We start from the raw sequence: 21,805 nt of genomic DNA on the forward strand, positions 1-21,805 counted from the left end.
CTTGTCCCCGCCGCGAACCGTTCCGCCCGATGACAAGCGGCCTGCAAGTTGGAGGTCCCGATGCGGAAATTCCTCTTTGCCCTGACCGGCTGCGTGATGACCGGCGCGGCCGCGCTGGCCGCCTCGGTTTCGGCGGCCGAAGCCGCCGACATCAAGATCGGCTTCGTCACCTCGCTGTCCGGCCCGGTCTCCTCGATCGGCATCCCGTACGATCACGGCATCAAGGCCGGCTACGCCCATGTCTCCGAGATCGACGGCAACAAGATCACCCTGATCGCGCTCGACGACGCCTCCGATCCTTCGACCGCCGCGAAGAATGCGCGCAAGCTGATCGAAGAGGACAAGGTCGACGTGCTGATCGGCACGGCCGGCGCGCCCGGTTCGCTCGCCATGGCGGCGGTCTCGCGCGAGACCAAGACGCCGATCATCGTCATCGCCAATGCCAACCTGCCTGGCTCGGACGGCGCCTGGATGGTCACCGTGCCGCAGCCCGCGCCGCTGATGGTCTCGGCCGTCGTGGCGGAGATGAAGAAGTCGGGCATCAAGTCGGTCGGCTTCATCGGCTTTTCCGACGCCTGGGGCGACCTCGTCTACAACGCGCTGACCGCGACGGCCGAACCCGCCGGCATCAAGGTGACCACCAACGAGCGCTATGCGCGCGCCGATACATCGGTGACCGCGCAGGCCCTCAAGGTCGTCGCCTCGCGGCCGGACGCCGTCATCACCGGCGGCTCGGGCACGCCGGGCGCCCTGCCCTATCTCGCGCTCGCCGAGCGCGGCTATAAGGGCCCGATCTACGGCACCCACGCCCTGATCAACCCCGATTTCGTCCGCGTCGGCGCGGCCTCGGTCGAAGGCCTGATCGCCCCGACCGGCCCGGTCGTGGTCTCCGAGCAGCTGCCGGACGACAATCCGATCAAGAAGGTCGGCGCCGAATACAAGGCCGCGCTCGCCAAGGCCGTGCCGACCGCGACCCCGAATGCCTTCTCGGCCTATTCGTTCGACGGCTGGCTGATCTTCGTCGATGCCGCCAAGCGCGCGCTGAAGACCGCCCAGCCCGGCACGCCCGAATATCGCGTCGCGTTGCGCGATGCGATCGTCAGCACCAAGGAACTGGTCGGCACCCACGCCGTCTACAACTTCAAGCCCGATGAGCGCTACGGCACGGACGAGCGTTCGCGCGTCCTGGTCAAGCTCGAGAAGGGCGCCTGGAAGCTGATCAAGTAGGCATGTCCGACGCCGGGGCTTGCAGCCGCGGCGTCTCCGGGATACGCGCTGATCCATCGCCATCGGCCCGCCCGTCCGGTTTTCCGCCGGATCGGCGGGCCGCCGTCCCTTCCGAGGTTCGCGACCGTGACCGACGAGTCCTCCGCAGCCCGCAGCATCACCCGCGGCCGGTTCGGCAGCGCCATCCGCAGCCGCGCCGGGACCGAGACGATCCCGACCATGGGCGAGATCGGCCTCAACCAGTTCGCGCCCTATCTCTTGAACCGGGTGATGGCACGCTGGAACGTCGATCTCCAGGAAGCCCTCAAGGACTACGACCTGACCACCGCGAAGATGCGCACGCTTGCGGTGCTGTCGATCGCGCCCGGGCTGACCATCAACGAATTGTCGCTGTTCACCGTGATCGAGCAGTCGACCATGAGCCGCACGCTCGATTCGCTCGAGGATCAGGGCCTCATTCGCCGCCGCACCCGCGAGGACGATCTGCGCGTGCGCGAGGTCATGCTGACCGACGAGGGCAGCGCGACCTTTCAGCGCTTCTGGCCGACCATGTACGGGCACTTCTCGGACCTTTTCGAGGGCATCGACGAAGACGAGTATCAGGCCTTCGTGGTGACGCTGCACAAGCTCGTACGCAATCAGCAAAAGCTCGACCAGCGGCCGGAAAGTCCGTGATTCGGCTTCGCCCGCCGGGCTAATGTCGTAAAGTCGCCCGTCGGCGGGCGCAGACCGCGTCTCGCCGGGAGGCCCGGACGGTGGCTTCGGGCCGTGGCTTTTTTCGAAGGCGGGCTTGATCCGTGACGACACCGAAAGCCGTGGCGACAGCGAAAAGACTGATCCACGCCCGCTTCGTTCGCCATTTCCGACTTCGTCCGCGGCTTCTGGCGTCCGCGCTGGTCGGGCTCGTCCTGGTCGCCGCGCTCGTCCTTCTCAGCACGTTGCGGCTGACCACCTGCCTGATCATCGCCTGGGACGTGGCGACGACGCTCTACCTCGGGCTCGCCTGGTCGATGATGCTCAAGGCGACACCGGACCGCATGCGCATCCGCGCCCGGCTGCAGGACGACGGCGCCGTCGCGGCCCTGTTCCTGTCGATCCTGGCCGCGGTCGCCAGTCTTGCCGCGATCGTCGTGGAACTCGCCACCGTGAAGGATATCGGGCCGGCCTATCGCGGCCTGCACATTCTCGCCGCGGGCTACACGATCATCACCGCCTGGCTGTTCATCCACACGACGTTCGCACTGCACTACGCCAACGAGTATTTCCTGCAGTATCTCGATTGTCGCAATCCTGGCCTCGACATTCCCGGCGGCGGCGATCCGGACTACTGGGACTTCATGTATTTCTCCTTCGTCATCGGAACCTCCGGCCAGACCGCCGACATCGCCATGACGTCCAACCGGATGCGCCGGATCGGACTGCTGCACTGCGTCCTCGCCTTCCTGTTCAACACCACGATCCTGGCACTGACGATCAATATCGGCGCCGGCCTGTTCTGACCGCGCCTCTCCGACGGCTGCCGGGGCCGTGCCCGGCACCGGCGCGTCCGCAACGCATGCGGCGGGCCGCGTTTTCGGGGCTTCTGGCCGGGTCGAACATCGCATAAACATGGAGCCGGCGGCGGGAGGGTCGCCGCATCGGCGGCACTGCGAGAACCCGGCGCCGAGCCCGAGGGCACCGACCGGTGCGAGGGAACGGACGCGGGATCGGGCGATGCGACCGGGCAGCCGGTTCGAGGGGGAGGACAGCATGGCGACCGTGATCCCGCTGAAGCCGGCGCAAGGCTCGACGGCAAGCGCGGTCCGTCTGACCGATATCGCCATCGAATTCCGCATCAAGGGTCGCCCGCCCTACAAGGCCGTGGCGCCGACCTCGCTCGCGGTAGCCGACGGCGAATTCGTCGCCATCGTCGGGCCGACGGGTTGCGGCAAGTCGACCCTGCTCAATGCCGTGGCGGGTCTCCTGAAGCCGGCTGCCGGCAAGGTGGAGGTGTTCGGCCAGCCGTTGGCGGGGCTGAATGCGGAGGCCGGCTATCTCTTCCAGCAGGACGCCGTCATGCCCTGGAAGACGGCCCTCGACAACGTCGCCATCGCGCTGGAGATCAAGGGCGTCGGTCGGGAGGATGCGCTCGGCGCGGCGCGCGACTGGCTCGGGCGCGTCGGGCTCGCCCGCTTCCTCGATCGCCATCCGCACCAGCTTTCCGGCGGACAGCGGAAGCGTGTCGGCCTCGCCCAGGTGCTGATCCGCCAGCCGAAGATCCTGCTGATGGACGAGCCCTTCGGCCCTCTCGACGCCCAGACGCGGCAGATCATGGGCAGCCTGCTGCTCGACCTCTGGGCCGGCGACCGCAAGGCGGTCCTGTTCGTGACGCACGATCTCGAAGAGGCGATCGCGCTGTCCGACCGGGTGCTGATCATGTCGGCCGGCCCGGAGGCGCGCATCATCGGCGACCATCGCATCGACCTCGCCCGCCCGCGCGATGCGGCCGACATCCGCACTCATCCGCGTTTCCACGACATCCACAAGGCCATCTGGGGGCAGCTCCGGGCCGAGGTGATCAAGACCTACGGGGAGGAAGCATGAGCCGGGCGGGTCTCCTGTCGCTGCAGATCCTGGTCGGCGTCGTTCTGCTCCTGATCTGGCATGTCGGCGCCACCATTCCGATCTTCGGCTACACGCTGCTGCCGAAATTCTTCTTCTCGACCCCGCTCGATGTGGCCAGCCGGGTCGTACAGATGTTCGCGAGTGGCAAGATCTGGGGCCATCTCTATGTAACGCTGCTCGAAACCGTCCTGGCCTTCGCGATCGGGGCGGCGGGCGGCATCGCCATAGGCTTCTGGTTCGCCCGCAAGCCGCTCGCCGCGGCGGTGTTCGACCCCTATCTGAAGATGGTCAACGCGCTGCCCCGCGTCGTGCTGGCGCCGATCTTCATGCTCTGGCTCGGCCTCGGCATCTGGTCCAAGGTGGCGCTCGGCGTGACGCTGGTCTTCTTCATCGTGTTCTTCAACGTCTATCAGGGCGTCAAGGAGGTCAGCCCGGTCGTGCTGGCCAATGCGCGCATGATGGGCATGAACGAGCGCCAGCTGTTCCGCCACGTCTACTGGCCGTCGGCGCTGTCCTGGATGTTCTCGTCGCTGCACACCTCCGTCGGCTTCGCGCTGGTTGGCGCCGTGGTCGGCGAATATCTCGGTGCCTCGGCCGGGCTCGGCTACCTGATCCATCAGGCCGAGGGCGTCTTCGACACGACGGGGGTCTTTGCCGGCATGGTCGTGCTGGCCGGCTTCGTGCTGGTGGTCGACTGGGTCGTCACGCTGGTCGAGAACCGGCTGCTCCACTGGCGCCCGCAAAGCGCCGCCGCCCAGGCCTGAGACCGGGCCGCATCAACAAACATCCGTTCCGGGAGGACCATAAGACATGAACAAATTTCTCAAGGCCGGTCTGGCCGCCCTCGGGCTTCTCGCCGGCCTCGCCGCGCCGGCCGCCGCCCAGGCGCCAGAAAAGGCGAAGCTCGAACTCGGCGTCGGCGGCAAGCCGCTGCTCTACTATCTGCCGCTGACCATTGCCGAGCGGAAGGGCTTCTTCAAGGAGCAGGGTCTCGACGTGACCATCAACGATTTCGGCGGCGGCGCGAAATCGCTGCAGGCGCTGATCGGCGGTTCGGTCGATGCCGTGACGGGCGCCTACGAGCATACGATTCGCATGCAGGAGAAGAGCCAGGACGTGGTCGCCGTCCTCGAACTCGGCCGCTTCCCCGGCATCGTGCTGGCCGCCGCCAAGGACAAGCCGATCAAGTCGGTGGCCGATCTGAAGGGCATGAAGCTCGGCGTCACGGCGCCCGGCTCCTCGACCCACCTGACGGCGCTCTACCTGCTCGCCAAGGCCGGCGTGCCGGCCGATTCGGTCGCCATCGTCGGCGTCGGCGGCGGCGCCTCGGCGGTGGCCGCGGTGCAGCGCGGCAATGTCGACGCCATCTCCCATCTCGATCCGGTCATTTCCAAGCTCGAGGCCGACGGCATCGTCAACATCCTGGTCGATACCCGGACCGAGGCCGGTACGATCGCGGTCTACGGTTCGACCAACCCGGCCGCCACCCTCTACCTCAAGGCCGATTTCGTGAAGGCCAATCCGGCGACCACCCAGGCGCTCACCAATGCGCTCTACAAGGCGCTGAAATGGCTGGAGAAGGCGACGCCCGAGGATGTCGCCGCAGCGGTGCCGGAGGAATACTGGCTCGGCGACAAGGCGCTCTACATCAAGGCCGTCGCGGCCAGCCTGCCGACCTATTCGCGCACCGGCACCGTCACCGACAAGGCGGCCGCCGGCATGCTCGACTTCCTGAAGCAGGTCGAGCCGGCCGCCTTCAAGGATGCCAAGATCGACCTGAAGAAGACCTTCGACCCGCGCTTCGTCGAGAAGGCGGCGGCGACGGTCAAGTGACGGTCCTGTCGCGACCGGGGCGGCCGTTTCGGGCATCGATGCCCATCGGTCGGCTCCGGTCGCGACAGCGTTCCGCCGCGATGCGATCCCGCTTCCGCCATCGTTCGGTCGGATCAGCATGCTTTTGAAAAACGTGAACTCTTCGGCTATGGTCGAGGGGATTTCTCCGCTCCGGGCTCTCCAGTCCAGCGCCACCGGATTTCGCATCCGGCGCCGCCGCAAACTTGAGACATCGGTGGCCCTACCAGACGCAGGCCGATGCATCCTTCCGACCTCGCCTCCCCCGACCGCCCGGTCGAGGCCCTTTCGCTGCCGGACCCGGCCCGCCGTCGCTTTCTCAGCCAATCGCTCGCCGTGGGCAGCGCGATCGGCTTCGCGGGGATGCTCGCCGGTCTGATCGGCGAGGCCAAAGCCGCGCCCGGCGACCCGATGCCGTTCTCGCGCGCGATGCTGCTCGACGAGGCACGCAAGCGCGCCGGCGAGGCCTATCAGGAACCGAAGTTCGATCTGCCCGAGCGCTTCGCCAACCTGACCTACGAGCAGTATCGCGACATCCGCTTCAAGCTGAACCGCTTCCTGTGGCGCGGCGAGAATCGCGGCTTCCAGGTCAGCCTCCTGCATACCGGCTTCATCTATAAGCAGCCGGTCGACATCTTCGTCGTCGACGAGGGCCAGGCGCGCGAAATCCTGTTCGACCGCGAGATGTTCGACTACGGGCAGAGCGTCAAGCCGCCCGACGACAAGGTCGATCTGTCCTTCTCGGGCCTCAAGGTTCGGCGTCCGCTGAATTCCGATCGCTGGGAAGAGTTCGCCATGTTCCAGGGCGCGACCTTCTTCCGCGCGCTCGCCCGCGGCCAGATCTACGGCGTCTCGGCGCGCGGCCTGGCCATCAATACCGGCGACGAGCGCGGCGAGGAGTTCGCCTTCTTCGAGCGCTTCTGGATCGAGCGGCCCGAGCCCAACGCCAACTCGGTCGTCATCCACGCCTTCCTCGATTCGAAATCCTGCACCGGCGTCTACCGCTTCACCCTGCGGCCCGGCGACGAGACGGTACTGGACGTGGAACTGACGCTGTTCCCGCGCGTCGATCTCGACCATGTCGGCATCGGCGCGCTGACTTCGATGTTCCTCTATGACGGCACCAGCCGGACCCGGTTCGACGACCTGCGCCCCGCGGTCCACGGCTCCGACGGCTTGGCCATCGTGACCGGCCTCGGCGAGCACCTGTTCCGTCCGCTCGCCAACCCGCGCAACCTGCAGATCTCCGCCTTCGTCGACCAGAGCCCGCGCGCCTTCGGGCTGGTCCAGCGCCGGCAGGAGTTCGGCGAGTTCGAGGATCTGGAGGCGCGCTACGATCTGAAGCCGTCCTGCTGGGTCGAATCGATCGGCGACTGGGGTGCCGGCGCGGTGCAGCTGCTCGAGGTGCCATCCGAGAGCGAGATCCACGAGAACATCATCTGCTACTGGCGGCCGAAGCAGAAGCTGCCCGCCAAGCAGGAGTTCTCGGCCGCCTACCGGCTCCACTACGGCCGCAACTCGCCGCCGGCCGGGGAGCTCGGCAGCGTGGCCGCGACCCGGTCGGGCCAGGGCTCGAATCCGGCTTTCCGCCGCTTCCTGATCGACTTCGAGGGCAAGATGCCGCCGGCCGGAGCCGTCAAGGCCGAAGCGACCTCCTCGGCCGGGCGGATCGTCAATCTCGTCTTGAAACCGAATCCCGTCCGGGGCGGTTATCGAGTCCTGTTCGAACTCGATCCGCGCAATGCCCCGCTGGTGGAATTGCGCGTGCTTCTCAACGACGGTTCCAAACCCGTCAGCGAAACCTGGCTCTACCGCTGGACCGCCTGACCCCGACCACGGATACGATCGACGTGACCGACAGCCTTGCCGCCGAGACCGGATTTGATCTTGCGGAGCCGCCGCTTCCTGCCGGCCCTTCCGCCACCGGCGAGATCGGCAGCCTCGGCGGCTTCATTCCCTCGGTCCCGCCGGAAAGCCGCATCCCGATGCCGGTGCAATCCTTCTGGCGCTGGGACGGGCCGCGGCCGACCGTGGTTGACCGGCGTACGGACGCCCGCACGCTGCTCGCCCGCGTCGCGGTTTTCGGCGGCGCCATCGCGCTGTCGGCCTTCGGCATCGGCGAGATGGTCGGCGTCGTCAAGGCCGGCGGCATCGTCGGCCTGGAATGGCCGCTGGTCGTGCTGTTCGGCGTCACCTTCTCGTGGATCGCCCTGTCGGCGGCGAGCGGCGTGGTCGGCTTCATCGCCGGCATCGTGGAGCGGCGCACGCCGCGCCCCGTGCCGCGGCCGCTCAAGTCGCGCACCGCGCTGGTCATGCCGGTCTATAACGAGAGCCCGGCCCGCACCGTCTCGGCGCTGGAGGCGATGGCGCATTCGGTCGCCGCGACCGGCCAGGGCGCCCATTTCGAAATCTTCATCCTGTCCGACACCACCGATTCGACCGCCTGGATCGAGGAGGAGGTCGCCTTCATGCGCCTGCGCCACCGGCTGGCCGGCGTGATGCAGGTCTGGTACCGGCGGCGGCACAAGAACACCGCGCGCAAGGCCGGCAATGTCGGCGATTTCGTCACCCGCTGGGGCGGTCGCTACGACCACATGCTGGTGCTCGACGCCGACAGCCTGATGGAAGGCGAGACCATCGCCACGCTGGCGCAGATGATGGAGGACGACCCGCGCGCGGGCATCATCCAGACCCTGCCGCTGATCGTGAACCGCAACACGCTGTTCGCCCGCCTGCAGCAGTTCGCCGGCCGCATCTATGGTCCCCTGATCGCCCGCGGCCTCGCCACCTGGACCGGGCGCGACGGCAACTACTGGGGCCACAACGCCATCATCCGCACCCGCGCCTTCGCGGAGGCCTGCGGCCTGCCGGATCTCAAGGGCCGCAAGCCGTTCGGCGGCCATGTCATGAGCCATGATTTCGTCGAGGCGGCGCTGATCCGGCGGTCCGGCTGGGCGGTCTACATGGTCACCTGGCTCGGCGGCTCCTACGAGGAAAGTCCGCCGTCGCTGCTCGACGTGGCCTCGCGCGACCGGCGCTGGGCGCAGGGCAACATCCAGCACACGCCGCTGGTCGTCGCCCGCGGCATCGCCTGGCCGTCGCGCATCCATTTCGCGACCGGCATCATGAGCTATCTGGCCTCACCGATCTGGCTGATGCTGCTTCTGACCGGCCTCGCCCTCGCCCTGCAGGCACGCTTCATCCGGCCAGAATATTTCTCCAAGGACTTCTCGCTGTTCCCGGCCTGGCCGCGCTTCGATTCCGAGCGCGCGCTGCAGCTCTTCATCATCACCATGGGCGTTCTGATGCTGCCCAAGGTGCTCGGCACGATCGAGACGCTGATGCGCCCGGAAATCCGGCGCAAGGCCGGCGGCGGCCTCGCCATCGTCGGCAGTCTGTTCGTCGAGACGCTGCTCTCGGCCATGGTCGCGCCGGTGATGATGCTGATCCAGAGCCGGCACGTGATCGAGATCCTGTCGGGGCGCGATTCCGGCTGGAAGACCCAGCGTCGCGACGACGGCGGCATCGCGGTCTCCGAAGTGTTCCGCCACCACTGGCAGCATATCGCCATCGGGCTGGTGATGGGCCTTGCCGCCTATGCGATCTCGCCGGCCATTCTGGCCTGGATGGCGCCCACCCTGGTCGGCCTCGTGCTGGCGGTTCCGATCTCCTGGGCCAGCGGTTCGATGGAACTCGGCCTGACCTTGCGCCGTGCCCGCCTGCTGTTGATCCCCGAGGAGACAGAGACCCCGGCGGTGATCTCGGCAGCGGCCGCCCGGGAGGCCGAGGCGGTCGCCGAACTGCCGGAGGTCGAGGACGGCCTGACGCTGGTCGTGTCCGACCGGCGCATGCGCGAACTGCACGAGCATCTGCTGCTGCCGCCGCCGCTGCGCGAGCGCGGCAAGCCGGAACTGGATCCGGTCATGGCGGAGGCCAAGATCCGCGAAGCGGTCTCGGTCGAGGAGGCCCTGCGCTGGCTGACCCCGAAGGAGCGGATGGCGGTCCTGACCGACCCGGTCCTGCTGACCCATCTCGAACGCCTGCGCGACGCCGCCGACATCCGCCCGACCGTGGTCCCGGCGGGCGAGTAGTCGCAGCAAGCCCAAAAGACGGTGGATCTCCTCGCGGGCTGCGACCAGTCGGGAGATCCTTCACCCCGACAGCGCGACTGAAGCCCCGCAAGGCCATCAGCCCAAGGGCACCTTTCGCACGCCTCGCCGACGGGTCTTCGTCGCGACGAACCCGGCGCGCGGCCCCTCCCACAATGACACCGGAATGCAAAACGGGGCGACCGCATCGCGATCGCCCCGCCGTCATTGCGGTCAGGTCCTGCCGAGCCCCCAGCTCACTCCGGATCGAACTTCTCCGGGTCGGTGTGGGCGGCGCGGATCCAGCGGACGGTCTTGGACGAGGAGCGCATGACGATCGTGTGAGTCACGATGCGGTTGCGGCCGAATTTGACGCCCTGGAGCATGTTGCCGTCGGTGACGCCGGTCGCGGCGAACAGCACGTCGCCGCGGGCCATGTCCTCGTGGGAATATTTCCGGCGCGGGTCGGTGATGCCCATCTTGGCGGCGCGCTCGACCTTCTCGCGGCTGTCGAGGATCAGCCGGCCCTGCATCTGGCCGCCCGTGCAGCGCAGCGCCGCCGCGGCGAGCACGCCTTCCGGGGCGCCGCCGGAGCCGAGATAGATGTCGATGCCGGTATCGGCCGGCTCGGTGGTGTGGATCACGCCGGCCACGTCGCCGTCGCCGATCAGCCGGATGGCGCAGCCGGTGGCGCGCACCTCCTCGATCAGCCGGGCATGGCGCGGGCGGTCGAGTATGCAGGCGGTGACCTCGGAGATCGGCACCATCTTGGCGTTGGCGAGCGCCTGGATATTCTCGGCGGGCGGCGCGTCGAGATCGATCAGGCCCTTGGGGTAGCCCGGGCCGATGGCGATCTTGTCCATGTAGACATCGGGCGCGTAGAGCAGCGCGCCTTCATGGGCGAGCGCGATCACGGCGATCGAGTTGGGCAGGTTCTTGGCGCAGATGGTGGTGCCTTCGAGCGGATCGAGGGCGATGTCGACCTTCGGTCCCTTCCCGTTGCCGACCTTCTCGCCGATATAGAGCATCGGCGCCTCGTCGCGCTCGCCCTCGCCGATCACCACGGTGCCGTCGATCGAGAGGTTGTTGAGCTCCGCCCGCATGGCATTGACCGCGGCCTGGTCGGCGGCCTTCTCGTCGCCGCGACCGCGCAGGCGCGCCGCCGCCACCGCAGCGCGCTCGGTCACGCGCGCGAGTTCGAGCGACAGGACGCGGTCGAGCCGGTCATCGTCGATGGTGTGGCCGTGATGGCGGTGGCTTTGCGTGCTCATGGCTTCGGAAGTTCCCCCGAGTGCAGATCCGGCGGCCTGCCGGCGGACGCTTTCAGAGCGCCTCGATGCGGATGAATTGCGGCGCGTCCGCGACGTGGCCGTCGTTGCGGATCAGATCGAGCGCTTCTCTTACCGCGGCCTCGGTCGTTTCGTAAGTGATCATGATGATCGATTGCGGCTCCGCCGGTGCCTGGGTGCCGACGACGGCGGCATGCGGGGCGCGCCGCCGCTGGACGATCGATTCCAGCGAAATCCCCTTTTCGGCCATGCGGCTGGCGATCGCCGCCAGGGCGCCGGGCCGGTCGAAGACCGACAGCCGGACATAGTAGCCGCCCTTGTGGGCGCGCACGCCGGCGGGCCGGTAGGGTTCGAGATGTTCGGACGGCCGCCCCATCATGGCGAGCGCGGTGCCGCGTGCGATGTCGGCGATGTCGCCGACCACCGAGGAGGCGGTCGCGTCGCCGCCGGCGCCCGGGCCGACCAGCATCAGGCGGCCGACGAAGTCGCCGTCGATCGCGACCGCGTTCAGAACGCCGTCGATGCGGGCGATGGCGGAGGCCTTCGGCACCATGGTCGGGTGGACGCGCTGCTCGATGCCGCTCTCGGTGCGCTCGGCGATGCCGAGCAGCTTCAGCCGGTAGCCGAGCTCGTCGGCGGCCTCGATATCGGCCAGCGTGATCCGCTCGATGCCCTCGATATAGATCGAATCGACGTCGATCTCGGAGCCGAAGGCGAGGCTGGTCAGCAGGGCCAGCTTGTGGGCGGCGTCGAAACCGCCGACATCGAAGGTCGGATCGGCCTCCGCGTAGCCGAGCCGCTGGGCCTCCTTCAGGCAGTCGGCGAAGGACATGTCCTCCGCTTCCATCCGGGTCAGGATATAGTTGCAGGTGCCGTTGAGGATGCCGGCGACGCGGCTGACCGAATTGCCCGCGAGCGCCTCGCGCAGCGTCTTGATGACCGGGATGCCGCCGGCGACCGCCGCCTCGAAATTGAGGCTGACGCCCTTGCGTTCGGCCAGCCGGGCGAGATCGTTGCCGTGCCGGGCGAGCAGCGCCTTGTTGGCGGTGACGACATGCTTGCCGGTTTCGAGAGCGGCGCGCACCGCATCTTCGGCTGGCCCGGAGGCCCCGCCCATCAGTTCAACGAACACGTCGATGCCCGGATCCATGGCGAGCTTCACCGGATCCTGGAACCAGTTGACGTTGCCGATGTCGATGCCGCGGTCGCGGGTCCGATCGCGCGCCGAGACGCCGCGCAGCACGATCGGCCGGCCGCACCGGACCGCGAGGTCCTTGGAATGTTTGTTCAGGAGGCGCACGACGGACGCCCCGACGGTGCCGAGGCCGGCGAGGCCGAGACGGAGGCTGGGCTGCATGGGGATATCCCGTTCCGCGGGTGGCGAACACCGGAAGCTCATACGGCCTGGACGGCCGCATTTCCAGATGCCCGGTTGATCATTGTGGGTGACGCGCGCGCCGATCCGGCCCGCGCGCCTTGCAGGTCGGGTTCGTTTCCGCCCTAGCTGATGCCGAATACGGCATTCGCACCTTCATTGGCGAAGATATCCCCGGTCTCCAGGGTCCCGTCCGCCAGCCGATAGGGCAGATAGCAGACCAGCGACGAGCCCGACGCATGATCGAGCTCGACCGCGATGGCGTCGGAGATCGCATCGGAGTCCGGCACGCTGACGCGGCAGTCGTAGAACAGGGCGGTGGCGACGATGCGGCCGGCCCCGGCTTCGGTGGCGAGGAAGCCGCGCAGGCTTTCGAGCGCTTCGATCCGGGGCGGCTGCGCGTCGCCGTCCTGGTGGCCGATGCTGACCACCTCGCCGGAGGGCTTCATGGCCCCGGCATAGGGATAGAACTCGCCGTGCTGCTCGAGCATCTGTTCGGCGAAGCCGATGAAGGATCCGAGCAGGGTGTTCAGAGCTTCGCGCGCTGCATCCATCGGTTCGACCTCTCTGTTCCCGTCGGCGCCGCGGCACGGACGATGGGACCCAGCCATTGGAATCCCGGCTGACGACGAGCCGCCGTCCGCGCCCTCTCCGACGCGCGGACGGCGTCGTCCGGCCGTCTCAGCGATGGGCCGCCATCGGGATGACGTTGTGCAGGATCTTGTCGGCGCCGTCGAAGAAGCGGCGCACGTTGCGGGCGGCCTGGCGGATGCGCTGCTCGTTCTCGACCAGCGCGATGCGGACATATTCGTCGCCATGCTCGCCGAAGCCGATGCCCGGCGCGACCGCGATGTCGGCCTTCTCGACCAGGAGCTTGGAGAATTCCAGGCTGCCCAGCTTGCGGAACTTCTCCGGGATCGGCACCCAGGCGAACATCGAGGCGCGCGGCGCGGGAATGTCCCAGCCGGCCTTGCCGAAGCTCTCGACCATCACGTCGCGGCGCTTCTTGTAGGTCTCGCGGATCTCCTCGATGGCCGCGTCGCCCGAATTCAGCGCCGCGGCGGCGGCGACCTGGATCGGCGTATAGGCGCCGTAGTCGAGATAGCTCTTCACCCGCGCGAGCGCCGCGATCAGCCGCTCGTTGCCGACCGCGAAGCCGATGCGCCAGCCCGGCATCGAGAAGGATTTCGACATCGAGGTGAATTCCACCGCCACCTCGGTCGCGCCCGGCACCTGCAGGATCGAGGGCGGCGGATCGTTGTCGAAATAGATCTCCGAATAGGCGAGATCGGACAGCAGGAAGATGCCGTGCCGCTTGGCGAAGGCGACGCAGTCCCGATAGAAATCGAGATCGGCGGTCATCGCGGTCGGGTTCGACGGATAGCACAGCACGACCGCGAGCGGCTTCGGGATCGAATGCACGACCGCCCGCTCCAGCGCCTCGAAGAAGGCCGGGCCGGGCTCACAGGGCACCGAGCGGATCACGCCGCCGACCATCAGGAAGCCGAAGGCGTGGATCGGGTAGCTCGGATTGGGCGCCAGAATCACGTCGCCCGGCGCGGTGATCGCCTGCGCCATGTTGACGAAGCCTTCCTTCGAGCCGAGCGTCGCGACGATCTGGGTGTCCGGGTTGAGCTTCACGCCGAAGCGGCGGTCGTAATAGGCCGCCTGGGCGCGGCGCAGGCCGGCGATGCCCTTGGACGCGGAATAGCGGTTGGTGCGCGGCTTGCCGATCGTCTCGATCAGCTTCTCTTCGATGAAGCGCGGGGTCGGCAGGTCGGGATTGCCCATGCCGAGATCGATGATGTCTGCGCCGTTCGCTCGCGCCTGTGCCTTGAGACGGTTGACCTGCTCGAACACGTACGGCGGCAGCCGTCGGATCTTGTGGAACTCGTCCATGGCGAACGTCCTTTTCGATGTGACCGCGGCCATCCGGCGACAATCGCCGGCGCCCTTCTCCCGTTGTTCCGAAATCGACCCGCTCCGCGGCGGAATCGTGACAGCCATACAGGCCGGTCGGCGCTTTTACCAGATCTCCGCCCGCGCGACACCCGGGACCTTGCGCCGCAAGGCCCCCGGGACGGCGGCCGATTCGGGCGTGAAGTTTGTGCGCGACACAACGGAAGTCGCTGTTGTCGGCGGCGGCCCGACCTGCCACATAGAAAGTCAAGTCATGGGTCCTCGCCTCCCCCCGGATCGCGGCCGAAGAGAAGCCGCAAGCGGGGTCCGATCGGAGGCGAAGGCTTCGCAACGGTGACGAGATCTTGAGGGAACGTCCATGGCCGCGGAAGGCGAATCCGAGAGCCCGCTGCTCAGATACATCGTCAAGAATCCGGAGGCCTTCGCGCAGAACCTGGCCCGGGTCGTCGAACAGGCCGGCCGCGCTGCGGCCGCCTATCTGAAGCCGCGCGAGGAAGGTCAGGCCAAGGACGAGCTGGCCGACGAACTCGCCCATGTCTTCAAGACGCTCGCCCATGTCGGCGAATACTGGCTGTCCGACCCGCAGCGCGCCATGGAGGCGCAGCGCCGGCTGGTGACCGGCTACATGGACATCTGGGACCGCTCGCTGAAGCGGATGGCCGGCGAGGATATCGCGCCGGCCGTGGAGCCCGATCCGCGCGACAAGCGCTTCCAGGACCCCGACTGGCGCGAGAACCAGTTCTTCGACTTCCTCAAGCAGATGTACCTGACCACCTCGCGCTGGGCCGAGGACATGGTCGAGGAGGCCGAGGGGCTGGAGCCGCATATCCGCCACAAGGCGGAATTCTTCATGCGCCAGATCACCTCGGCGCTGGCGCCGACCAATTTCCTGCTGACCAACCCGGAACTGCTGCGCGAGACGATGCAGTCGTCGGGCGAGAATCTGGTCCGCGGCATCCGCATGATGGCCGAGGACATCGTCGCCGGTGGCGGCGATCTCAAGATCCGGCAGGCGAGCGAAGGACGCTTCAAGGTCGGCGAGAATCTCGCCACCACGCCCGGCAAGGTGATCTTCCAGAACGACGTCTGTCAGATCCTGCAATACGAGCCGACGACCGAGAAGGTCCTGAAGCGGCCGCTCTTGATCGTGCCGCCCTGGATCAACAAGTTCTACATTCTCGATCTCAACCCGGAGAAGAGCTTCATCCGCTGGGCGGTCGGCGAAGGCCACACGGTCTTTGTCATCTCCTGGGTCAATCCGGATGCCCGCCAGGCCGACAAGTCCTTCGAGCACTATATGAAGGAGGGCATCCTGACGGCGCTCGACGTGATCGAGAAGGCGACCGGCGAGCGGCAGGCCAACACCATCGGCTATTGCGTCGGCGGCACCCTGCTGGCGGTCACCCTCGCCTATTGCGCGGCGATCGGCGACGACCGGATCAAGAGCGCGACCTTCTTCACCACCCAGGTCGACTTTACCTATGCGGGCGATCTCAAGGTTTTCGTCGACGAGGATCAGATTCGCATCCTCGAAGAACGCATGAAGGAAAAGGGCTATCTCGAAGGCAAGAAGATGGCCTCGGCCTTCAACATGCTGCGCTCGAACGACCTGATCTGGCCCTATTTCATCAACAACTACATGAAGGGCAAGGAGCCCTTCCCGTTCGATCTCCTGTTCTGGAACTCCGATTCGACCCGCATGCCGGCGGCGAACCACAGCTACTACCTGCGCAACTGCTATCTGGAGAACCGGCTGACCAAGGGCGAGATGGTCATGGCCGGCGAGACGCTGGATCTGAAGAAGGTCCGCATCCCGGTCTACAATCTCGCCGCCCGCGAGGACCATATCGCCCCGGCGCGCTCGGTATTCGAGGGATCGAAATATTTCGGCGGCCCGGTCGAATATGTCCTGGCCGGCTCCGGCCACATCGCCGGCGTGGTCAATCCGGCCGCGAAGCCGAAATACCAGTTCTGGACCGGTGGCAAGGTCAAGGGCACGCTGGAGGACTGGATCGCCAAGGCGACCGAGACGCCCGGCACCTGGTGGGGCCATTGGCAGACATGGGTTTCGGGCCTCGCCCCCGAGACCGTCAAGGCGCGCAAGCCGGGCGGCCGCAAGCTGAAGCCGATCGAGGATGCGCCGGGCAGCTACGTCCGCGTCAGGGCGTGAGAGCGGCGGGATTGTCCAGCGGCCCGTCGAAGCGGCCCGTGGCGCCCGAACCTCCGGGGCCGGGACTGATCCGCCCCCGCCGGCCCTCCCCCGCAGTTCCCTGCCCCGGCCGGCGCCGCTACCGCCCCGGACAGCCCGTCGCGGCAGACCCCGCCGAGGCGAGCGGCTTGCCGTTGACCAGCACGTTGGCGCTGCCGCCGACGACCACGCCACCGCAATCGGTCCCGCTGCCCGCGAGTGCAGCCGGCTTGCCGTTGATGAAGACATTGGGCGAGCCGCCGACGATCACGCCGCCCCCGGTCGCCGTGGTGCCGGTCTGCGCTGCCGGCCGTCCGTTGACGGTCACATCCGGACTGCCGCCCGCGACCACGCCGGGCGTGGCGCCGTCGGCCTGGGCCGAGCCGGCATGGCCGATAGCAAACAGCAGGACTGCAATGGCCCGATGCCGTGTCATGCCGAACTCCTTCCGATCGCCCTCTTCATCGCGCGCGAGCTTGACTTCGGCGCGATGAAGCAAGTCTGAACGGCCGGAGCCGACCGCCTCAGCGCAGGTTGCCGCAGAAGCGCTGGATGCGGCGGCCGGCTTCCTCGAGCTGGTCGGTGGCGGTCGCGTAGGAGATGCGGAAATGCGGCGCCAGGCCGAAGGCTGAGCCCTGCACCACCGCGACACCTTCCGCCTCCAGGAGCTCGGTCACGAAATCCTCGTCGGAGCCGATCACCTTGCCGGAGGGCGCGGTGCGGCCGATCGTGCCGGCGCAGGACGGATAGACGTAGAAGGCGCCTTCCGGCGTCGGGCAGGTCAGCCCGCGCGACTGGTTCAGCATCGAGACGATCAGGTCGCGGCGCTGCTTGAAGACGGCGTTGTTGCGCGGGATGAAGTCCTGCGGCCCGTTCAGCGCCTCGACGGCCGCATATTGCGAGATCGAGGACGGGTTCGAGGTCGACTGCGACTGCAGCGTCGCCATCGCCTTGATCAGCTTTTCCGGACCGGCGCCGTAGCCGATGCGCCAGCCGGTCATGCAATAGGCCTTGGAGACGCCGTTCATGGTCAGCGTGCGCTCGTAGAGCGCCGGCTCCACCTGCGCCGGGGTCGCGAAGGTGAATTCGTCGTAGACCAGATGCTCGTACATGTCGTCGGTCAGGATCCAGACATGCGGGTGGCGCACCAGCACGTCGGTCAGGGCCTTGAGCTCGGCATGCGTATAGGCCGCGCCCGACGGGTTCGACGGCGAGTTGAAGATGAACCACTTGGTCTTCGGCGTGATGGCGCGCTCCAGCGCCTCGGCCGTGACCTTGAAGCCGGTCTCGATCGTGGTGCCGACGAAGACGGGTTCGCCGCCGCCGAGCATCACGATGTCGGGATAGCTGACCCAATAGGGCGCCGGGATGATCACCTCGTCGCCCGGATTGATGGTCGCGAGCAGCGCGTTGTAGAGCACCTGCTTGCCGCCGGTGCCGACGGAGACCTGGCTCGGCTTGTAGTCGAGCCCGTTCTCGCGCTTGAACTTGGCGACGATCGCCTGCTTCAGCTCCGGGATGCCGTCGACGGCGGTATACTTGGTCAGCCCGTCGCGGATCGCCTTGATGGCGGCTTCCTTGATGTTGTCGGGCGTGTCGAAGTCCGGCTCGCCGGCGCCGAGGCCGATCACGTCGCGGCCGGCCGCTTTCAGTTCGCGCGCCTTGTTGGTCGCGGCGATCGTGGCGGACGGCTTGATGCGGCTGAGCGAGTCGGCGAGGAAGCCCATGGCAATGCTCCGGATGGGGATTTCGCGGGTGCGAAAGGCGGCGGGACCCTAATCGCACCGCCCTTCGGGAACAAGCCCCTTCCCGAGCAGGACGCGCCTGCGCAGGGCGGCCCCGGGCAGGAACAGCCCGCCAACAGCCCGCCGGGGCCGGCCCGACTTACCGGCCGGGCGGCTCGACCGCCATGGCCACGATGCGACGGACCAGCGGCATGACCACCAGGAGCGTCGGGAAGGCGACCAGCCAGGAGACGCCCCAGGCCGACATCCAGGCGGACAGGAAACCCGGCACGAAGCCGAGTGCCTTGACGGTCGAAATCCCCGACACGACGAAGGTCATCATGATGGACAGGACCAGCGGCAGGGCCAGGGCATTGTAGCGGGCCGGAAGGCGCCGGGAACGGCGGGGCAACTCGAACGAAGTCATGAAAGCCTCGAAAGGACTGACCCGGACGAGGACCGTGCCGCGGGCGTGAGACGCACCGTCACGACCCCGGAAACCCGGGTCTGGCGATGCGTTGCTTGACGGTAACGCTTACGGCGGCACGCTGTGCAGCGACGAGACACCTACCGCAGATCCGAAGCGCTGGCAAAGCGCGAGCTGCGCGGCCGGCGCAAGGCCGTCATTCCGCGTCAGACCGAGGAATCCGGATCGTCGTAGCCGCGCCGGCTCGACACGAAGACCAGCGCCATCAGCCCGATGCCGATCGCCATGGAGAAGACGATGCCGAGCCCCAAGGCCAGCCAACCGTGGCCGGACAGCTCGCCGCTGCCGACCCAGCGCCAGAGACCGACGGCCGCGATGGCCGACGCCGCCAGGATGACGAGAACGACAAGGACGATCTTCGCAGTCATGACCCGCACCCCTCGCCACCTGTCCTGCCGTCGACCGCCCTGCCCGTCGGAGCCGCGCGATCCGGACGATCGCGGCGCCCCGTTCGGCCGCCCCGATCGCTTCATGGCTGCAGATAGGCGTATCGGCCGGCGATGACCAGCCGTGGACTTCGGCGCGGACCGCATGGCGGACCATCCCGGCTCGCGGTGCAACCGAGCTGCCGCGTCAGCACATGGGACAAGGCGCCGTGCCGCCGGTACCATCGCGCCTGCAAACAACAACACCCGGAAACGCCCGTCCCATGAACCTGATGTCTCTTCTCGCCGCCCGCCGCGATGCCGGCCGGCCGGTCCGCGCCGGCCTGATCGGCGCCGGCAAGTTCGGCTCGATGTTCCTGGCCCAGGTGCCGACCACGCCCGGCCTGGAGATCGCCGCCATTGCCGATCTCGCCCCCGACCGCGCCCGCCAGGCCTGCCGGACCGTCGGCTGGGACGACCAGCGCATCGGCGCCACCGCCTTCCTGGATGACGGCGCGGCACTGGCGGCGCGCGACGACGTGGAGGTGGTGATCGAGGCGACCGGGCATCCGGCGGCCGGCATCCGTCATGCGCTGGCGGCGATCCGCGCCGGCAAGCATGTCGTGATGGTCAATGTCGAGGCCGACGTCCTGGCCGGGGCCGAACTCGCCGCCGCGGCGCGCTCCGCCGGCGTGGTCTATTCGATGGCCTATGGCGACCAGCCGGCGCTGACCTCCGAGATGGTCGACTGGGCGCGCGCGGCCGGCTTCCGCGTCGCCTGCGCGGGTAAGGGCACCAAATATCTGCCGGCCTACCACCAGGTGACGCCGGACGACGTCTGGACCCATTACGGACTGACGCCGGCCGAGGCGGCGGCGGCGGGCATGAACCCGCAAATGTTCAATTCCTTCATGGACGGCACCAAGTCGGCCATCGAGATGGCCGCGATCGCCAATGCCTGCGAGCTGACGCCGCCCTCCGACGGCCTGCTGTTCCCGCCCTGCGGCGTCGACGACCTGCCGCATATCCTGCGCCCGAAGGTAGCCGGTGGTGTCCTGGAGACGACCGGCATGGTCGAGGTGGTCTCGTCGCTGGAGCGCGACGGTCGCCCGGTGTTCCGCGATCTGCGCTGGGGCGTCTACGTCATACTGGAGGCGCTGTCGGACTATGCCGCCGCCTGCTTCCGGCAATATGGCCTGAAGACCGATGCCAGCGGCCGCTACGCCGCGATGTACAAGCCCTATCACCTGATCGGACTGGAACTCGGCATCTCCGTGCTCAACGCGGCCCTGCGCGGCGAGGCGACCGGCTCGACGCGGACCTTCGCCGGCGACGCGGTGGCGGTCGCCAAGCGCGACCTGAAGGCCGGCGAGACGCTCGACGGCGAAGGCGGCTGGACCGTCTGGGGCAAATGCATTCCCGCCGCCCGATCGCTCGCGGAAGGCGCCCTTCCGATCGGTCTCGCTCACCGCGTACCGCTGGTCCGCGACGTGCCGGCAGGCGCCATCGTCACCTGGGCCGACGTGACGGTCGACGCCGGCAGCGAGGCCGTGCGCGTCCGCCGCGCCATGGAAGCGCGCTTCGGCTGATCGCGGACCGAGACCGGATAGCCGGTGCCGGGTGGCATCACCCGGCAGACCGGTCGTCGGCGGGGCGTCGATGCGGCCCGCCGCAGGAGCGACGCCGCCGGATCGGGACGGGCCGTAATACGGAGTGGAGCACCGATCGTAGGATATTTCTTCGATATCACAAATGCTTCACGGAGTTTTCTCATAACGCCATTGAAGGCGTGTTGCCGGACGCAGAATGAATTGCGTTGACCGTTTCCCCGGATCGAAACCGCCCTGAGGCATTCCAGCTACGGACTGTTGCAGCGTTGACAGCGCTTGCAGCGTCGCCTTAACGATCTGATCCAACCATGGAGCGGCCGGCCGAATCACGCCGGCCACGACCTGCCAGACCGTTCCACCGCACGGGATCACGCCATGACCATTCGTACCGCCCTCCTCGCCGTCGCCCTTGCGGCCGCCCCCCTCGCCGTCGCCCCGGCGGTCGCCGACGGCCCGATCCGGCTCGGCGTGCTGAACTGCCAGGTGGTCGGCGGCACCGGCTTCATCGTCGGCTCGCACCGCACGCTCGCCTGCACCTATGTCTCGGCGGCGAGCAACAAGCGCGAGACCTATGCGGGCGAGATCACCCGCCTCGGCATCGATATCGGCGCCGTCAACTTTACCGGCATCGCCTGGGCGGTGCTGGCTCCGGCCGCGGTGCCGCACGGCGCGCTGGCCGGCGGCTATGTCGGTGCCTCCGCGGAGGCGACCGTCGGCGTCGGCGTCGGCGCCAACGCGCTGATCGGCGGCTTCGGCAACTCGATCATCCTCAATCCGATCAGCGTCCAGGCGCAGACCGGTGCCAACATCGCGGCCGGCATCGCCGGGCTGACCCTGACCGCGACCCGCTGAGCGGTTCGCCCGAAGCCTGAAAGTCATCGGAACCGCCGCGCTGGCTTGGCCGCCGCGGCGGTTCTGCCGTTTTCGGCATATGAGTCTCCCGAAAGCCACGCCATCCGGGATTCCGGCGGCGAGCCTTGCCGCCCCTGGGGAATCCGATTGCCGATCCGGGACAAAAATTCCAGGTTAGCGATCTGTCGGGGTCAGGCCCGTCTGTGGGGGTGCTTATGGTTGGCT

General features: G+C 67.8%; 19 protein-coding genes. 11 read left to right on the forward strand and 8 right to left on the reverse strand.

Annotation, left to right across the window (positions count from 1 at the left end):
• Positions 1 to 60 precede the first annotated feature (60 nt).
• The 8 genes from KL771_RS00360 to mdoH all read left to right on the forward strand — a co-directional run bounded on the left by KL771_RS00360 (position 61) and on the right by mdoH (position 9,773).
• On the forward strand, positions 61 to 1,227 hold the full coding sequence (locus tag KL771_RS00360; protein WP_261966592.1) for an ABC transporter substrate-binding protein: 1,167 nt from the start codon (positions 61 to 63) through the stop codon (positions 1,225 to 1,227).
• Between the two features lie 219 nt (positions 1,228 to 1,446).
• Positions 1,447 to 1,902, forward strand: coding sequence for a MarR family winged helix-turn-helix transcriptional regulator (locus KL771_RS00365; protein ID WP_261967066.1), 456 nt, complete (start codon positions 1,447 to 1,449; stop codon positions 1,900 to 1,902).
• A gap of 140 nt (positions 1,903 to 2,042) precedes the next feature.
• Positions 2,043 to 2,726, forward strand: a complete 684-nt coding sequence (locus KL771_RS00370) for a DUF1345 domain-containing protein (protein ID WP_261966593.1) — start codon at positions 2,043 to 2,045, stop codon at positions 2,724 to 2,726.
• A gap of 250 nt (positions 2,727 to 2,976) precedes the next feature.
• Positions 2,977 to 3,810, forward strand: a complete 834-nt coding sequence (locus KL771_RS00375) for an ABC transporter ATP-binding protein (protein WP_261966594.1) — start codon at positions 2,977 to 2,979, stop codon at positions 3,808 to 3,810.
• Positions 3,807 to 4,595 (forward strand): ABC transporter permease, encoded by a 789-nt coding sequence (locus KL771_RS00380; RefSeq protein ID WP_261966595.1) that lies wholly within the window; start codon positions 3,807 to 3,809, stop codon positions 4,593 to 4,595. Before KL771_RS00375 ends, KL771_RS00380 begins: the two co-directional genes overlap by 4 nt.
• A gap of 46 nt (positions 4,596 to 4,641) precedes the next feature.
• Positions 4,642 to 5,664, forward strand: coding sequence for an ABC transporter substrate-binding protein (locus tag KL771_RS00385; RefSeq protein WP_261966596.1), 1,023 nt, complete (start codon positions 4,642 to 4,644; stop codon positions 5,662 to 5,664).
• Between the two features lie 258 nt (positions 5,665 to 5,922).
• Positions 5,923 to 7,509: a glucan biosynthesis protein gene (locus KL771_RS00390; protein WP_261966597.1), complete on the forward strand. Its 1,587-nt coding sequence runs from the start codon at positions 5,923 to 5,925 to the stop codon at positions 7,507 to 7,509.
• Between the two features lie 23 nt (positions 7,510 to 7,532).
• Complete coding sequence (mdoH, locus tag KL771_RS00395; protein ID WP_261966598.1) at positions 7,533 to 9,773, forward strand: glucans biosynthesis glucosyltransferase MdoH; 2,241 nt, start codon at positions 7,533 to 7,535, stop codon at positions 9,771 to 9,773.
• Positions 9,774 to 10,027: 254 nt separating this feature from the next.
• Here mdoH and glpX read toward each other — a convergent pair whose 3' ends face one another.
• The 4 genes from glpX to KL771_RS00415 form a co-directional block, all read right to left on the reverse strand.
• Complete coding sequence (gene glpX / locus KL771_RS00400; RefSeq protein WP_261966599.1) at positions 10,028 to 11,041, reverse strand: class II fructose-bisphosphatase; 1,014 nt, start codon at positions 11,039 to 11,041, stop codon at positions 10,028 to 10,030.
• Between the two features lie 52 nt (positions 11,042 to 11,093).
• Positions 11,094 to 12,416, reverse strand: coding sequence for a homoserine dehydrogenase (locus KL771_RS00405; protein ID WP_261966600.1), 1,323 nt, complete (start codon positions 12,414 to 12,416; stop codon positions 11,094 to 11,096).
• Positions 12,417 to 12,559: 143 nt separating this feature from the next.
• On the reverse strand, positions 12,560 to 12,988 hold the full coding sequence (locus KL771_RS00410) for a hypothetical protein (RefSeq protein ID WP_261966601.1): 429 nt from the start codon (positions 12,986 to 12,988) through the stop codon (positions 12,560 to 12,562).
• Between the two features lie 127 nt (positions 12,989 to 13,115).
• Positions 13,116 to 14,333 (reverse strand): LL-diaminopimelate aminotransferase, encoded by a 1,218-nt coding sequence (locus KL771_RS00415; protein ID WP_054357062.1) that lies wholly within the window; start codon positions 14,331 to 14,333, stop codon positions 13,116 to 13,118.
• A 379-nt stretch (positions 14,334 to 14,712) separates the two neighbouring features.
• Here KL771_RS00415 and phaC point away from each other — a divergent pair, with 379 nt between their 5' ends.
• Entirely contained in the window at positions 14,713 to 16,524 is a 1,812-nt protein-coding gene (phaC, locus tag KL771_RS00420; protein ID WP_261966602.1) for a class I poly(R)-hydroxyalkanoic acid synthase, read from the forward strand.
• A gap of 118 nt (positions 16,525 to 16,642) precedes the next feature.
• Here the strand turns inward: phaC and KL771_RS00425 are convergent, their stop codons facing one another.
• The 4 genes from KL771_RS00425 to KL771_RS00440 all read right to left on the reverse strand — a co-directional run bounded on the left by KL771_RS00425 (position 16,643) and on the right by KL771_RS00440 (position 19,121).
• The gene (locus KL771_RS00425) at positions 16,643 to 16,978 is read right to left on the reverse strand and encodes a PAAR domain-containing protein (RefSeq protein WP_261966603.1); all 336 of its coding nucleotides are present in this window, start codon (positions 16,976 to 16,978) and stop codon (positions 16,643 to 16,645) included.
• Positions 16,979 to 17,066: 88 nt separating this feature from the next.
• The gene (locus KL771_RS00430; RefSeq protein ID WP_261966604.1) at positions 17,067 to 18,269 is read right to left on the reverse strand and encodes a pyridoxal phosphate-dependent aminotransferase; all 1,203 of its coding nucleotides are present in this window, start codon (positions 18,267 to 18,269) and stop codon (positions 17,067 to 17,069) included.
• A 157-nt stretch (positions 18,270 to 18,426) separates the two neighbouring features.
• Positions 18,427 to 18,693, reverse strand: coding sequence for a DUF2798 domain-containing protein (locus KL771_RS00435; protein ID WP_140941641.1), 267 nt, complete (start codon positions 18,691 to 18,693; stop codon positions 18,427 to 18,429).
• Positions 18,694 to 18,899: 206 nt separating this feature from the next.
• Positions 18,900 to 19,121 (reverse strand): hypothetical protein, encoded by a 222-nt coding sequence (locus KL771_RS00440; protein ID WP_261966605.1) that lies wholly within the window; start codon positions 19,119 to 19,121, stop codon positions 18,900 to 18,902.
• 281 nt (positions 19,122 to 19,402) lie between these two features.
• On the opposite strand from KL771_RS00440, the gene KL771_RS00445 reads away from it, so the two are divergent.
• Together KL771_RS00445 and KL771_RS00450 are read left to right on the forward strand one after the other, a co-directional pair.
• Complete coding sequence (locus KL771_RS00445; RefSeq protein ID WP_261966606.1) at positions 19,403 to 20,707, forward strand: NAD(P)H-dependent oxidoreductase; 1,305 nt, start codon at positions 19,403 to 19,405, stop codon at positions 20,705 to 20,707.
• Between the two features lie 396 nt (positions 20,708 to 21,103).
• Entirely contained in the window at positions 21,104 to 21,580 is a 477-nt protein-coding gene (locus KL771_RS00450; protein WP_261966607.1) for a DUF992 domain-containing protein, read from the forward strand.
• The last annotated feature ends 225 nt before the right edge of the window (positions 21,581 to 21,805 follow it).

The organism is Prosthecodimorpha staleyi, from assembly GCF_018729455.1.
Taxonomy (GTDB): Bacteria; Pseudomonadota; Alphaproteobacteria; order Rhizobiales; family Ancalomicrobiaceae; genus Prosthecodimorpha; species Prosthecodimorpha staleyi.

Excerpts from the sequence above, each read along its gene's own strand:
- KL771_RS00385 (WP_261966596.1), top strand. The coding sequence starts at position 4,642 with ATGAACAAATTTCTCAAGGCCGGTCTGGCCGCCCTCGGGCTTCTCGCC.
- glpX (WP_261966599.1), bottom strand. The coding sequence starts at position 11,041 with ATGAGCACGCAAAGCCACCGCCATCACGGCCACACCATCGACGATGAC.
- KL771_RS00380 (WP_261966595.1), top strand. The coding sequence starts at position 3,807 with ATGAGCCGGGCGGGTCTCCTGTCGCTGCAGATCCTGGTCGGCGTCGTT.
- KL771_RS00410 (WP_261966601.1), bottom strand. The coding sequence starts at position 12,988 with ATGGATGCAGCGCGCGAAGCTCTGAACACCCTGCTCGGATCCTTCATC.
- KL771_RS00390 (WP_261966597.1), top strand. The coding sequence starts at position 5,923 with ATGCATCCTTCCGACCTCGCCTCCCCCGACCGCCCGGTCGAGGCCCTT.
- KL771_RS00450 (WP_261966607.1), top strand. The coding sequence starts at position 21,104 with ATGACCATTCGTACCGCCCTCCTCGCCGTCGCCCTTGCGGCCGCCCCC.
- KL771_RS00375 (WP_261966594.1), top strand. The coding sequence starts at position 2,977 with ATGGCGACCGTGATCCCGCTGAAGCCGGCGCAAGGCTCGACGGCAAGC.
- KL771_RS00425 (WP_261966603.1), bottom strand. The coding sequence starts at position 16,978 with ATGACACGGCATCGGGCCATTGCAGTCCTGCTGTTTGCTATCGGCCAT.
- KL771_RS00435 (WP_140941641.1), bottom strand. The coding sequence starts at position 18,693 with ATGACTTCGTTCGAGTTGCCCCGCCGTTCCCGGCGCCTTCCGGCCCGC.
- phaC (WP_261966602.1), top strand. The coding sequence starts at position 14,713 with ATGGCCGCGGAAGGCGAATCCGAGAGCCCGCTGCTCAGATACATCGTC.
- KL771_RS00415 (WP_054357062.1), bottom strand. The coding sequence starts at position 14,333 with ATGGACGAGTTCCACAAGATCCGACGGCTGCCGCCGTACGTGTTCGAG.
- KL771_RS00405 (WP_261966600.1), bottom strand. The coding sequence starts at position 12,416 with ATGCAGCCCAGCCTCCGTCTCGGCCTCGCCGGCCTCGGCACCGTCGGG.
- KL771_RS00360 (WP_261966592.1), top strand. The coding sequence starts at position 61 with ATGCGGAAATTCCTCTTTGCCCTGACCGGCTGCGTGATGACCGGCGCG.
- KL771_RS00430 (WP_261966604.1), bottom strand. The coding sequence starts at position 18,269 with ATGGGCTTCCTCGCCGACTCGCTCAGCCGCATCAAGCCGTCCGCCACG.
- KL771_RS00365 (WP_261967066.1), top strand. The coding sequence starts at position 1,447 with ATGGGCGAGATCGGCCTCAACCAGTTCGCGCCCTATCTCTTGAACCGG.
- KL771_RS00440 (WP_261966605.1), bottom strand. The coding sequence starts at position 19,121 with ATGACTGCGAAGATCGTCCTTGTCGTTCTCGTCATCCTGGCGGCGTCG.
- KL771_RS00445 (WP_261966606.1), top strand. The coding sequence starts at position 19,403 with ATGAACCTGATGTCTCTTCTCGCCGCCCGCCGCGATGCCGGCCGGCCG.